This window comes from Advenella sp., from assembly GCF_052108595.1.
Classification (GTDB): domain Bacteria; phylum Pseudomonadota; class Gammaproteobacteria; order Burkholderiales; family Burkholderiaceae_B; genus Advenella.
This window is the reverse complement of record NZ_JBQEAU010000120.1, coordinates 1-13,778: the sequence shown is the minus strand read 5'-3', so window position 1 is coordinate 13,778 and position 13,778 is coordinate 1. Positions and strand designations below refer to the sequence as shown.

The following is a 13,778-nucleotide window of genomic DNA, read 5'->3' as shown; positions in this document are numbered from 1 at the left end:
AAGATTGGCGCCTGTTTGACCGGTGGCGGCACGCTAATCCGGAACATGATCGGCAATACTGCCATGTACAACATATTTGGGATGCCACGCTGCAAATCCCCGAGAGCGAATTGCGCCAAATATTGGCTCGGCGTGAAACGCCGATTTCATATCCAGATTTGGGGCGTCGACGTTTTAGCTGGTGGGGCGTGGTCGGAATCGGCTCGGCCGCACTGGTCTGTGGATTCGCGTTCAATCGAGATTGGTTTGCTTCGCCCTTGCAATCCATCCAGATTACGTCTTTGCGTGGCGAACAACGCCAATTAACCTTGCCCGAAGGCTCAATGCTGAATATAAACACCGGAACGCGTGCGGTGGTCAGATTATATGAAGACAGGCGAGAGGTCGAATTGCTGGAAGGGGAAATTTTCTTCTCAGTCCAACAGGATCCGGATCGTCCATTCATCGTAGATGCCGGAAACAGTCGTATCGTGGTCACCGGTACGCGCTTTAATGTCCGATACGATGATCAGACTACACGCGTCAGCGTCGCGTCGGGATCTGTGGAAATCTCAAGCGGGACATGGTGGAATCGACAGTCGCATTCACTATCAAAGGGCCAGGGCGTTAACTTAGCCGAAGGTCATGAGCTCGCGGACGTGGAACACCTCGATCTGGATAACGTTTTGGCATGGCAACGAGGCAAGATCGTATTCGAAAATACGTCCTTGGCGCAAGCGGTGAGTGAGATCAACCGTTACCTTGACCGGCCTGCAAGACTAGACGCACCGGAGCTGCGCGAATATCGTATCGCCGGGATTTTCAGTGTGAGTGATCCGCAATCACTGATCGATATGCTGCCTCAGTTTGCGCCAGTGCGCGTCTATCGTCTGCACGACGGGCAAACCCGTATCGTCGCGAAGTAATTTTTCGCGAGGGTCCGGGAGCTTAGCGTCGAAATTGGCCAAAAGTGACAAAGAAATAAACCTTTTGGCGTCTCATCTGCTTAGTGATCGCACACGCCATCTGAAAATTACATTTTGTTTCCAAATTGATTCTCAACTTTGTTCTGACAGTTGTCGAGTTGGCACGTCTATACCAATGAAGGGTAAATTTTAGTGTTATTGGCTACGTGCCCGGACGACCGTAAGAGAGGGATTGCGCGTAATGCGCGTAAATATTATTCATGGAACCGTTGGATTGTGAAAAACACGCACTCACACGCGACATTACGAGCGCATGCTTCTGTTATACAAATGGGCATGACCGTCTTGATAATTCTTATTGCTGTCGCCATGGGGATCGCTTCTGGCCCAGCGATTGCACAGGATCGAAGCGTTCAGTTCCGTATTCCGCCTCTACCTCTAAGCAAAGCATTGCTACAATTCGGAGAGCAGGCATCTTTGCAGGTTTTTTTCTCTCAAGAGATTGTGAAAGGGCACACGGCATCGGCGTTAACAGGAAATATTCTGCCTGAAGACGGGCTAAGACGTCTTTTAGCCGGAACTGAAATCGAATTTCGTCGGACAGGAAAGAACGTGTCGCTGTCACGTCCATCGAGTCCATCGAACATTACGCAGCTTGAAACCATCACCGTCCAACGTGAGAACGCATGGGGGCCGGTCGAGGATTATGTCGCACAGCAAAGTGCGTCTGGATCCAAGACCGATGCTGCCATTATCGAAACGCCTCAAACTATCAATGTCATAGGACGCAGCGAAATGGAAGCGCGCAACGTGCACACCACAGCGGACGCGCTGGCCTATACACCTGGCGTCAGTGCGGCCTGGGCAGGATACGACGTGCGTTTTGACGTCATCAAATTACGCGGCTTCAATGCCAACTATGCAACCTATCAAAATGGCTTGCGTAGCATTTCCGGCGAATACGTCATTCCTCGACTCAATCCTTACGGTGCGGAACGGATCGAAGTCCTCAAAGGTCCCGCTTCGGTACTATACGGCCAGAACACGCCGGGTGGGCTGATCAACTATGTCGGAAAACAGCCATCGGAAGAAACTCTTCGAGAAATTGTTCTGGAAGCAGGTTCTCATCGTCACGCTCAGGCTGGTTTTGATTTTAGCGGTCCGGTGGATGAAGAAGGGAAATTGCTTTACCGACTGACTGGCGAATACCGCAATGCCAAATCCCATATAGAACATGTGAAGGAAGGTGGTCGTTTCATTGCCCCATCGCTCACCTGGAAACCCAGCACCTATACCACTTTTACCTTATCGGCTCAATACCAGCGCGATATTGTAAACGGCTGGACCGGCTATTTCTGGCCAATACAAGGCACGCTGCACGAAAATCCCAACGGAAAGCTCGATTCGTCATTGTTTCCCGGTGAACCTGGTGTGGACCGTTGGGACGTGGAGCGACGCAGCATCGGTTATCGTCTGGACCAACGCTTCAACGAAACGTGGAGCTTCAGCCAGAACGTGCGCTATGACGATATCAACTTTTCGGCCGGCAACAGTTTCCTCGATGGATTCGCTCCCGATATGCGTCATTTGAACCGTAGCTATGTAGGCTGGAAAGAAGACGTGAGCGCTATCATGGCGGATAACCAATTAAAGGCTGAGTTCACTACTGGGGAAATCAAGCATACCCTATTGGCAGGCTTAGACGTGCGGCGCATGGACAATGACTATCGCTTCTTTATGGGTGAGTTAGGTCCGATCGATGCGTACGATCCAGTTTATGGTCAACGTCCCAAAAATGTGGGCGAATATACCAATACCCGTACCAGAACATCTCAAGTTGGCTACTATCTGCAGGATCAATTGCGTTATGGTCGTTGGGTACTGACACTGGGCGGACGTTACGATAGAGCATGGTCCAACAAAACAGGCGTCAACTTCGGCAGCGATGCTGCACAACACACCGACGACTCTGCCTGGACTGGCCGAGCGGGCCTAGTGTATTTATTTGACAACGGCTTTGCCCCCTATATAAGCTATTCCACTTCTTTCGAACCCGCTAGCGGTGTTGCTAAGGATGGTAGCCTTTTTAGACCCACACGCGGCAAACAGTATGAAGCCGGCCTCCGATATCAGCCAAAAGAAAGTAGTAGCTTTATTACCCTGTCGGTCTTCCAGCTCACGCAGGAAAATGTGGTGGCAACCGATCCTGCCGATCCTAATTTTAGCGCCCAGACCGGACAAGTGCGTACTCGCGGCCTAGAGATAGAAGGCAAAGCTAAACTGCGCGACGGTTGGAATTTGATTGCCTCCTACGCCCTTATGAACAGTAAAGTCACGCGCAATACGCCTGACTTTACTGGTGTCAACACACAAGGCAATCTGGTCGATAACGTACCTCGACATCAGGCGGCACTGTGGATAAGCCATACTTCGTCGGCAGGAGCCTTGCAGGGCCTAACGGCGGGAGCAGGTGTACGATATCGCAGCGCCACCTACGGTGATCAGTATAACGATATCCGTATGACTCCTGTCACGCTGGTGGATGTCAAATTATCCTATGATTTGGGCGCGATCAATCCCAGCTTGCATGGCCTGAAGGGCACGGTGTCAGTAAATAACCTATTCGACAAACGCTATACCGCAAGCTGCGACAGCGAAACCTCATGTTATAGGGGGGAGGAGCGCAAGATTTATGGTGCGTTGACCTATCGGTGGTAAAGTCGAAATGCCGGGTGACATGCCGTTTTAGTAGCTTTAGTATTGAGTTGCACCATCCTTTAATCTGCTACCGTACATGAATTTCTACTTTCATTAAGTCCAACCGATTTTTCGAGATTGAATCAGATTTATAGCGACGATAAACCAACGCGACTAAAAAGAATTGGCGTAGATGATACTGCGCTCTTGGGGAATATTCTTACCGAAGACTATTGGTCCATCGATATAAAATCCCCTGAACGATACGTGCGAATTTTTAGATTTCTTGTTCCTGGTAAGGTTCAACGGGAGCAAAATTCCAGGCAAACCACCGGATTGAGGGATCCGAGCTACGAATACGTCCTTCTAGGTATGAAGCTAGAATATTTAGTAAACAAATTTGGCAGCGCTCTAAGTGAAGAGGATACCGTGATTCTCAACTCATATGAGCGACTGAAAGAAAACGTCGATGTTCACAAACACGCAAACGAATTAGACAAAATTAACGATGCTCGTGCATGGTTTGATAGTGGAGAAAACTGATCTGCAGTCGCTATCTAGTACGTATTGAATCAGAATTGATTCGACCGGACAAGTGAGGGATTTCGGAAATGCTTCACAAATCTGCGCTTATCTCCTGATAGCCTTCGTCGAACAAAGGAATTCAGATTGGGTCCCAAATATGATGGCGATGCTCGCGCAGAGCTCCATCACGTTCAATGCATTGGCCGCCTTATTCGGTTCCTTGAGCAAGGCGCTTGACGTGAAGACGCGTGACACCAATGGTCTCGCCGTCTCTGAGGTAAATGGCTGCAACTATTGCTTGAAGATTCATAGTTTTACGGCCGAGCATATGGCCAAGCTGCCGGGCGATGAAATTATTCTCACTCGCAAGGGCCATGCTAGCGACCCGAAACGGGACGCCGCGGTCCAATTTTCGCGCAAAGTCATTGAGTTTCGCGGCAACGTCAGTGACACCGATCTGAATGCAGAGCGAGAGGCCGGCTATAGGGATGCGAACGTCATGGAGATTGTCGCGCTGGTTGCCATGTATTCCCTGACGAATTTTTTCAATAGCGTATTTGATCCCGAGAAGGACTTCCCCCTCGTTGCACCAGCTGGATCGATCTGAAGCCTATTGGCTTGACTGCAAAGTTCTGAAGATGACTGTTAGTTTGAGAAATAAAAGCGACAAAGCATACGAAAACTCAAAGGTTTAGATAATTTATTATAAAAAATGGAAACGACAAAATAAATACTAAATATTGACCCATGTGTCGACCACGCTTGCGATTAACAGGCAGAGAGTATTATTCAAAATTCTAGCATCATAGCTATTTGTTTAATGCCGCATTATTTTGACAATTTACAGCTTAACTCCTGCCTTCGCACCCTCCAGCTTAGTATTCTAGCTACCCTGGCCGTCCGGTGCTGGCCAGAGCGCATGCGGCCCAACGGCGAGTTGCTCCTGGAGAAAGTGCACGCAGACGCCCAGTTTAGCCGACTGTGTCAGCCGCCCAGCCGTGACGGCCCACACGTCAGCCGGCCAACGGTACGCCGGCAGAATTTCGATCAGCCTGCCCTTGCGTAGGCTCTGCGCACAGTCCCACGCAGCAGCTCGGATAATGCCATGGCCGTCCAAGGCCCACTGATGAATGATATCGTTGTTGTTAGTGGTCAGAGCGCCGGTCACCTTGGCCGACTCGAGACCCTTGGGGCCTTTAAAACGCCATGTGCCGAAAGGTTGGTCGCGCTCACGGAAAACTAGGCAGGAGTGGCGGACCAAATCGCTGAGCTGTGTAGGTGCACCGTGGCGCTCGATATAGGAGGGCGCTGCGCAGAGAATGCGGTAGCTCTGCGCGATGCGGTGTGCGATAAGGTGTGGCTCAGGAACATCGCCGACGCGGATATCGAGGTCCAGACCTTCGCTCAAGAGATCAACTGGGCGGTCCAGCACCGTGAGCGAGATTTCCAGCTTCGGGTAACGCTTAGCCAATAGGGAGATCGCCGGTGCCACATGATTTCGTCCCAGACGGAAACTAGAACTGACGCGCAGACGCCCCTGCGGCTCGGTGGTATCTTCCGCTAGCGCATCCTGCAACTGCTGCACGTCGGCCAAGATATTACGCGCCCACTCATAGGCCTTCTCGCCGTGGCTAGTGGGGCTCACACGCCGCGAAGTGCGGTGCAGCACGCGCACGCCAAGTGTTTCTTCCAAGATGCCGATGCGCTTGCTTACGTAAGACGGCGACATGCCCAGTTCGGCTGCGGTGCGCACGAAGCTGCGATAACGGATGACTTCGACCAAAAGACGGAGATCGGTGAGCAGAGGCTGATTCAACACGATTAGTGCACCATGAAGTGACAAATATGATAATTATAAGACTATTCGTCACGCTAAGATGTAACCTATCGCAGAACCAGGGTCAACGGCCCCCACGCCATCGACAGTGTCGGCAAGCGCTCGGCAGCGGCTTTCTCGACCGGGTTTCCGTCACTACAAGATAGTCTGGTTGGGGCGTGACACCTAATTTTTTAAAAAGGAAAACCATGAAAATCAAACACGTCGAAGCTATCGCACTCGATATGCAACTAGATGAAGTGTTCAAGGGAGGAACTTATCAGGTAGTAAGCCGCCCGACTATTGTTACCCGTATCCATTTGGAAAATGGCATCATTGGTGAAACCTATGGAGGCGACGAATTCCACACCCAAAAGGAGATTGTGCAGGTGATGCGTGAGCATTTCGCACCTCTACTGTGCGGTCAAGATGTGCGGGATTTTCAAAGGCTGTGGGAAACTATGTTCAATCACAACCTGGACCTAGGAAACCGCGGATTGCACCAATTGGACATGCATCCGCGCGGCATTATAATGCAGGCCATTAGTTGCCTGGACAATGCCATGTGGGACGCTCGTGGCAAGCTCTACGGCACGCCGGTATACAAACTGTTGGGCGGCGTGCGCGACCGGGTACCGGTCATTTCAATCGGCGGCTATTACCCTAAAGACGGCGGCGATCCACTCAAGGCTATCGCCGACGAGGTAACTATGGTGCGTGAGTCGGGTTGCATGGGTATCAAGATGAAAGTTGGCCGCGTCTCGCTCGAAGAGGATTTGGCGCGCGTGCGCGCTGCACGCCAAGCTGGTGGCAAGGATTTCGTTATCACTGTGGATGCCAACCAAGGGTGGGATCCGTTGGATGCGGTGAAATTCTGTGTCGCCATGGAAAACACTGATCTAGGAGTGCGCTGGATGGAAGAGCCCATCAAGTGGTACGACCAGACCGATGGGCTGATGCTGCTTGCGACCAAAACCACCATACCCATCAACGTCGGACAGGGTGAAATCAGTGGACGCGCCTGCCGTGACCTAATCACTAAGGGCGGCGTGTCCATTCTGAATCTGGACTGCACGTTGTGTGGGGGGATCACCGAATGGCAGCGCGTTGCAGGCATGGCCAAGATGATGAACGTAGAAATGGCTCACCATGAGGAGCCTCAGGTCGCTATCCATCTGATGGCGGCCAATCCTCATGCTCTCTACGTCGAAATCTTCGCCAACCACAAGCGCGACCCGCTGTTGTGGGAGCTTCCCGAAGATTTCCCCCGTATAGAGAACGGTTATATGGCTGTGCCTCAGGAACCGGGGCTAGGTATACGTCTCAAGCCCGAAGTCATTGAACGTTACTGCATAGATTGAACGCCCACTGATTGTAACCCCACACGCATTATTACATAACGGAGACGAACTGTGGTTCACTCAGACAACAAGGGGAAAACCCCGCTGAAAACCGTGCTGGCCTCTAGCATCCTTGGTACGACGCTAGAGTGGTACGATTTCTTCCTTTATTCGACTGCTGCGGCTACTGTGTTCGGGCCGTTGTTCTTTTCCGAACTCAGCGGCCTGCATGCCACGATTGCAGCGTTCGCAACGTTTGCGGCGGGTTTCCTCGCGCGACCGTTGGGAGGGGTGTTTTTTGGCATGTTGGGCGATCGCCTTGGCCGCAAACTTGTGCTGATCATAACGCTGCTCATGGTTGGTGTTTCCACCACTCTGATTGGCGTGCTACCTACTTATTCTACAATCGGTTACGGCGCACCGCTGTTGCTGCTGTTGCTGCGTATTACCCAGGGATTGGGCGCCGGAGCCGAATACGGCGGCGCAGTACTCATCGCAGCCGAGTATGCGCCCAAGGGCAAGCGCGGGCTCTACGCCGCGCTGCCCTATACGGGGGTGGCTTTGGGGCTACTCATGTCCACCGGCATTTTTTGGGTGATGTCGCAGCTGCCTCAAGACGATTTCATGGCATGGGGCTGGCGCATTCCGTTCCTGTTGAGCATCGTGGTCGTTGCCTTCGGCATATTTCTCAGATTCCGTTTAAGTGAAACGCCTGTGTTCGAGCAGTTAGCCAAAGAAGGAAAAACCGTCCGGCTACCTCTGATGGACATCCTGAAATCGCATAAGCGTGAGTTGTTTTGCGCTTGGGGAGCGCGCTTGGGTGAGAGCTCGGCCAACTACATTTTCGAAGCATTCGTAATCGTCTACGTCACGACGCAGCTCGGGCTGGAAAAGTCCATCGTGCTCACGGCGTTGCTGGCCGCAGCCGCTTTGCAGATCGTCACCGTGCCACTCTTCGCCGCACTTTCTGATAGGATAGGGCGCAAGCCTGTGTACATGGCAGGCGCGCTGCTGACTGGCCTATTCGTCTTCCCATTCTTCTGGTTGCTGGATACCAAATCGCCCACGCTGATCTGGATGGCTGTGATCTTCTCTGCCGCTATTACTAAGACGATGATGGTCTCCGCGCAGCCCGCCTGGTTGGTGGAACTGTTCGACGCCCGGGTCCGATTCACCGGCTTCGCCCTGGCGCGTGAAGTGCCTACCCCTATCGGCGGAGGGCTTGCGCCGTTGGCCGCAACCGTGCTGCTTGCGCTGGGGGACGGCAACCCTGTCTATGTATCGTGGTACGTGCTCGGGCTAATGTCAGTGGTGCTCATCGCGCTCGCCTTTGCCCCTGAGACCTACAAGCGCGAACTTTAACACGGCTGCGGATTCATCGCACCACTGACCATTTAGGTGACACACAATGGCAATAACGCATTCACTCGATCACCAACAGGATTTCGATGTTGTACAGCAAAAGGCCCTAGTCGAGGCTAGGATCTTGCTCGAGCGCCACAGAGCCCTTCTTCGTCGCCTCGTGGCATGCGAAAGGAGCTTGGGCAATGCGCTTGCGTACACCGACACGCAGGCAACATCATCCTCGCTTGGATTTCCCAATACAGCTTGAAACTGGAGATCACAATATGCGGGAAAGCATCAAAGAGCTGTTAGACGCCTATGGAAGCGGAATGCGTTCACCCATGGAAGTGGTTACCGCCACGCTTAAGGCGCGTGCGGCGGCCCATGCTCAATTCAACTGCACGGTACTGGCCCTTGATGAGCAAGCTTCAGAGAGAGCGTATGAATCAGCGAAACGTTGGCGTAACGGCCGGCCACGTGCACTCGAAGGCGTACCCTTCAGTATCAAAGACATAATGCACTTCGCCGGCACTCCCACCAGTGCCGGATCGCTAGTGGCCGACCCGCGACCCGTACCGACGACGGCAGAGGTAGTAGGCCGACTTTTAGACGCAGGCGCGATCCCCATAGCCAAGGACACAACCACCGAATGGGCGATAGGCGGTGCGTACAACCTCAGGTTCGGGGTCACTCGTAACCCCTTATCTACGGATCGCTGGGCCGGTGGCTCGTCGTGTGGATCGGCTGCCATGGTGAGTGCAGGGGTTGTACCTTTCGCCGTCGGAACCGATACTGGCGGCTCGACGAGAGTGCCAGCCGCGTTTTGCGGCGTCACAGGTTTCAAACCTAGCAATTCGAGCATATCGCGAGAGGGTGTGGTGCCGCTCTCGCCGACACTGGATACAGTCGGCCTGCTATGCAGCAATGCTGCCGACGCACAGAAAGTCTTTCACGTCCTTGCGCCCACGATGAGGAACGAAAGCGATACGTTGACTACTCACGTAGCGATTCGTGCAAACCGACTGGACGGTGTGCGCATCGGTGTTACGCGCAGCCATTTCCTGAAGGGCGTGGATGCTATTGTGGGCGAGGCATTTCAAGCGTTCTTGTACAGCCTGCGAGACTTAGGCGCGAAGATTGTAGAAATCGAATTAAAGTTAGCACCGTTAGCGCAAGAGATAGGATATCAATTGCTTTACACGGAAGCGTGGGCCATTCATAACGCCCAGAGGCCTAACTTTCAGGACTATGATAGCGTGGCGCGCAACCGCATCACGCGCGGCGCGGTGTCCAGCGCCGAAGACTACCTTGGCATGTTAAGCTTTCGAGCTGCTTTGGTGCGGGAATTTCAGACCTGTTTCGGAGTGGTCGACCTAATTGCCACGCCCGGTTGCCCGGGCACTGCGGCCACGTTGGATACCATGACTATAGCCATTAATGGGCAGGACGTACCCCTACTTGATGCCCAGAGCCGTGCCACCATGATGTGCAACGTGGCGGAACTGCCTGCCATTATGCTGCCGATTGGTCGAGCCAAGGATGGGTTGCCTGTGGCTGTGCAGCTTGCTGCGGGGCCTTTACAGGACAACCATTGCCTTCGCGTGGCCTTAGCCTATCAGAGTGTTACCTCGCATCATCATCGCTGACTGCGAAGTCAATCCAGTGGGCGTCACACCAGGTTGGCTGATCTGTTCCAGGTCAGCCAACGTCTCTGCATCTGGGATAAGTCCTTCCAGGGCTAGTGATCCCAACTCAGCCTTTACTTTCCGGCCGGGAGTCTTCTGACTGCATATCCATGAAGAACCCTTTGAGCACTATAGGGTCAACACAAACTTTATAAAAAATGCGTTATTTCTCATGAATTGAAATTGAACTTCAAGACCAAACAGTCGAGATTGCCGGTATTAGTATGCCGCGGGAAACCATGCCCTACGCCCAATCTTTGACGGTGGGCTTTTTCTGTGTATCAGGCTAAAGTAAATTTTTTTCGCTAAATTAGAAACCTTCTTACCGCACACAATTTTTAACGGCTGAAATTCAGGTCACACATTGTGAAAAGGTAAGGCTGTTTGTTGAGGCTGAGCGGGAGTTGTTTATATGCCGGTATTTGTTCGATGTGAAATTATCCGCACCCCGCTTGGGGCGTGTAGACCGGGTTTTGAACTCCAAAAACCATTTATCCACTTGCTGATTAAGTTGGCTCATGCTAGTTTTTCCTGATTCGTGTTAATGAGTATCTGGACTTTCTCAATATGCCCATTAATCACCGCCTCTAATCACCGCCTCGACTTCGGCGATTTTTTCTGTTGTCACCGTGGTTGCCTGCATGGCATTTAAGGCATGAGCGATTTGATTCATATTCTGACCAATCCGGCCCAATTGATAATTGGACTGATAAAGCGCCGAGACCTCGTTATTATTAAGAATGGATACCTTACCAATATGAACGCGCAACACCATGCGAATGAAGGCACTCACGAACATATCGGCCTTTTCTGCCGCCTCAGTAATGAAGGCTGATTCAGTCGAATTCAATCTCAACGTATGCTTAATAACACTGTCGCATTCACGCTTGGCAAGGACCACATCGCCACCGAAAGTCGGATCTAACTTCTGCTTTTGCAGCACATTCATAATGAGTGCTTTGACGTACTGCGATAACCGCCTATTTCGCGACCTTAGTAAAGGCCGCTCATTCCCAAGCTGCGATCTCGCCACTGGCTCCGGTGGCTCAATTTATGCCCTGTCAAGTGTATGACCACTATGATCCCTGCCCTGCGCCTAAGACCCGCGCCCAGAGGCTCGGTGGTAGCGCAAGCCTCACCAAGGTCTGATGCTCAGCCAAGAGGGTTTCTCAACGGTGCCTATCTATACCAACTGGCCGCACATCCCCAAGTATCAGAACCTAGAAGTGATGATATGGGGTTTTCTAGGGCTGCGTCGGTGAGACTGTAGGACAGTACCAAGTAAGAGAGAACAACGACAACTACTACACAGTCACGGTTTACAACGAAGTTCAATTGCAACAAGCGCAAAACCCAAGAGCCAATGATGTGTTTATTGATGACAAGTGGCACCGCCACGTTCGTCGGTAAATAGCCACCCAAAAACTTTGGCCGTACTACCCACTGGCTACTGGTGAAACTAGAAGAAAGATATACAATCGAAATTCGATTTTCAGGGACTTCATCATGCTTTCACGTCGCCACCTCCTTTCGTTCGCCCCTTCACTCGTTGCAACTGGATTCTACGCTCGCCCAGCGTCAGCAACAAGCAATGGAAAAGTGGTTGTCGAGGCTCAAGCGCGAATCGCGCAGCTTGAAAATCAGTACAAAGGACGTCTTGGCATTGCTCTCATGAACCTATCTACCGGCGCGCTCGCGAGCCACCGCGGCGACGAGCGATTTTTGTTCAACAGCACGGCAAAATTCTTTATCGCTGCATCTGTATTGTCACAAATAGATCGCGGGCTTGAAAAGCTTGATCGTCGGATTATCGTCACCAAGTCCGATCTTGGCGGATGGACACCCATCACCGAAAAACAACTCGGCAAGCCCGGAATGACGGTGGCTGAACTGTGTGAAGCAGCGGTGACATGGAGTGATAATGCGGCCGCGAACGTGTTGATCACCAGTCTGGGCGGCCCCTCGAAGGTTACCGATTATCTGCGATCTATCGGCGATACAAGCACTCGCCTTGACCGAATGGAGCCGGCTCTCAATGAGCATGACTACGAAGGCGACGAACGCGATACCACCACGCCATTGGCGATGATGCAGACATTGCGCACGCTTCTGCTCGAAGACGCTCTATCACCGCATTCGCGACATCAACTTGCAGCTTGGATGATCAATGGAAAGACCGGTGACAAACGGCTGCGGGCGGGGATGCCCAAAACGTGGCTGGTAGGAGAGAAAACTGGCACCAACGGAATCGGCAATGCCAACGACATTGGCATTGCGTGGCCGTACGACCGGGGCGCTGTGATTGCAGTGGCCTATACCTATCTCCCCAAAGCCAACAAGGACGAAAGGGATCAAGTCATCGCTGAGATTGGGAGGATCACCGCGAATATATGACTAAACATAATTAATTGCCTCATACCGCATAGACCGCTTATCTACTATTTCAACGTAGCCTCTGATAGCGGTATGCTGCCTTTTGATACGGGAAGACTAGCATCTTTGATGCACTAGAATTGCTACTGACCGGGCAAATCAAGAGGATTCAAAATCTCTTCTCGACGCTAATGATGGCAAACAAGAAAAATTATGATGACAATTTGTTCTGGAATACTCGTTCCGGTAAGAAAGATCTATCAATCAAAATTGAGTTTGTAAGTAACGAACGCAAGTTGGTTCTTGCCAGGTATGCAACAATTGAGACTCTCGAAACAAGAGCGAACAACCGAGCAGACAAATTTGAACATTTCTCCCTTTACGAGCTACCTGATTTCGAATCTGATGCCTATTTGGACATTTATAGACGAGATAACAGTTTCCTTGATGATCTATTCGGAAAATTTTTCATTCCTGAATTACCTGGAGCAAGGTCAGAACCAGTTGCTCCAAACCCGAGTGGATGAACGCAAGGATGCTCTCGGGAGCCTATTCAACATTATTGATATCGCAGCAGAAATTGAAAATTGTCGTTTGGTTGCTAACAAACTCACAAAGTACATAAGTGATGCAACTCGTAAGGAAAGGGAAAACTCACTCGAAGCCGAGTACACGGCTTTACGAGAAATGGCCCAGGCTGATGTCGGAGTTATTGAATATAAAATGTACTAGCTCAAACATGATCTGACAGTTATCCGCTTGTCACGCAGTGTCTGTCAGATTAGATTTGGTTCACATTCTTCGATTTCCAAACCGCCTTACCCTCAAGCAAGGTCTGCATTGGCGTTCTGCCGCAGCACATCTTGCCTTGATGAGTTCGTTCATTGTTATAAAAATCCAGCCATACGTCCAGATCTTTCTGCAGAGAATCCAGATCACTGTAGAGCGTTTTTCTAAATGTGATCTGATAGAACTCCTGCAGAATCGTTTTATGGAAGCGCTCACAAATGCCATTGGTCTGTGGCGACATGGCCTTGGTTTTTGTGTGATCGATGTCATTGACTGCCAAGTACAGCTGATAGTCGTGATGATC

12 protein-coding genes are annotated in these 13,778 nt (G+C 51.5%); 9 read left to right on the top strand and 3 right to left on the bottom strand.

Going from position 1 to position 13,778, the window contains the following annotated elements; all coding sequences use genetic code 11:
• The 4 genes from ACTIKR_RS17580 to ACTIKR_RS17565 form a co-directional block, all read left to right on the top strand.
• Positions 1-905: FecR family protein (locus ACTIKR_RS17580; RefSeq protein ID WP_442328531.1), on the top strand; the 905-nt coding region annotated here is incomplete at its 5' end.
• Between the two features lie 330 nt (positions 906-1,235).
• Positions 1,236-3,623: a TonB-dependent siderophore receptor gene (locus ACTIKR_RS17575; RefSeq protein WP_442328530.1), complete on the top strand. Its 2,388-nt coding sequence runs from the start codon at positions 1,236-1,238 to the stop codon at positions 3,621-3,623.
• A 117-nt stretch (positions 3,624-3,740) separates the two neighbouring features.
• Positions 3,741-4,145, top strand: a complete 405-nt coding sequence (locus ACTIKR_RS17570; RefSeq protein ID WP_442328529.1) for a hypothetical protein — start codon at positions 3,741-3,743, stop codon at positions 4,143-4,145.
• Positions 4,146-4,224: 79 nt separating this feature from the next.
• Positions 4,225-4,734: a carboxymuconolactone decarboxylase family protein gene (locus ACTIKR_RS17565; protein ID WP_442328532.1), complete on the top strand. Its 510-nt coding sequence runs from the start codon at positions 4,225-4,227 to the stop codon at positions 4,732-4,734.
• Positions 4,735-5,010: 276 nt separating this feature from the next.
• Here ACTIKR_RS17565 and ACTIKR_RS17560 read toward each other — a convergent pair whose 3' ends face one another.
• The gene (locus ACTIKR_RS17560) at positions 5,011-5,946 is read right to left on the bottom strand and encodes a LysR family transcriptional regulator (protein ID WP_442328528.1); all 936 of its coding nucleotides are present in this window, start codon (positions 5,944-5,946) and stop codon (positions 5,011-5,013) included.
• A gap of 206 nt (positions 5,947-6,152) precedes the next feature.
• Here ACTIKR_RS17560 and ACTIKR_RS17555 point away from each other — a divergent pair, with 206 nt between their 5' ends.
• The 3 genes from ACTIKR_RS17555 to ACTIKR_RS17545 all read left to right on the top strand — a co-directional run bounded on the left by ACTIKR_RS17555 (position 6,153) and on the right by ACTIKR_RS17545 (position 10,273).
• Positions 6,153-7,304 carry a mandelate racemase/muconate lactonizing enzyme family protein gene (locus ACTIKR_RS17555; protein WP_442328527.1) on the top strand — a complete coding sequence of 384 codons (1,152 nt, stop codon included), beginning with the start codon at positions 6,153-6,155 and terminating at the stop codon, positions 7,302-7,304.
• A gap of 51 nt (positions 7,305-7,355) precedes the next feature.
• Complete coding sequence (locus ACTIKR_RS17550; protein WP_442328526.1) at positions 7,356-8,645, top strand: MFS transporter; 1,290 nt, start codon at positions 7,356-7,358, stop codon at positions 8,643-8,645.
• 266 nt (positions 8,646-8,911) lie between these two features.
• The gene (locus ACTIKR_RS17545; RefSeq protein WP_442328525.1) at positions 8,912-10,273 is read left to right on the top strand and encodes an amidase; all 1,362 of its coding nucleotides are present in this window, start codon (positions 8,912-8,914) and stop codon (positions 10,271-10,273) included.
• Between the two features lie 613 nt (positions 10,274-10,886).
• Here the strand turns inward: ACTIKR_RS17545 and ACTIKR_RS17540 are convergent.
• The gene (locus ACTIKR_RS17540) at positions 10,887-11,261 is read right to left on the bottom strand and encodes a plasmid mobilization protein (RefSeq protein ID WP_442328524.1); all 375 of its coding nucleotides are present in this window, start codon (positions 11,259-11,261) and stop codon (positions 10,887-10,889) included.
• 557 nt (positions 11,262-11,818) lie between these two features.
• On the opposite strand from ACTIKR_RS17540, the gene bla reads away from it, so the two are divergent.
• Entirely contained in the window at positions 11,819-12,706 is an 888-nt protein-coding gene (bla, locus tag ACTIKR_RS17535) for a class A beta-lactamase (RefSeq protein WP_442328523.1), read from the top strand.
• A gap of 342 nt (positions 12,707-13,048) precedes the next feature.
• Positions 13,049-13,417 (top strand): hypothetical protein, encoded by a 369-nt coding sequence (locus ACTIKR_RS17530; RefSeq protein WP_442328522.1) that lies wholly within the window; start codon positions 13,049-13,051, stop codon positions 13,415-13,417.
• Positions 13,418-13,466: 49 nt separating this feature from the next.
• On the opposite strand, the gene ACTIKR_RS17525 is transcribed toward ACTIKR_RS17530, so the two are convergent.
• Positions 13,467-13,778, bottom strand: a 312-nt coding sequence (locus tag ACTIKR_RS17525) for an integrase core domain-containing protein (protein WP_442328521.1), incomplete at its 5' end; no start/stop codon positions are given.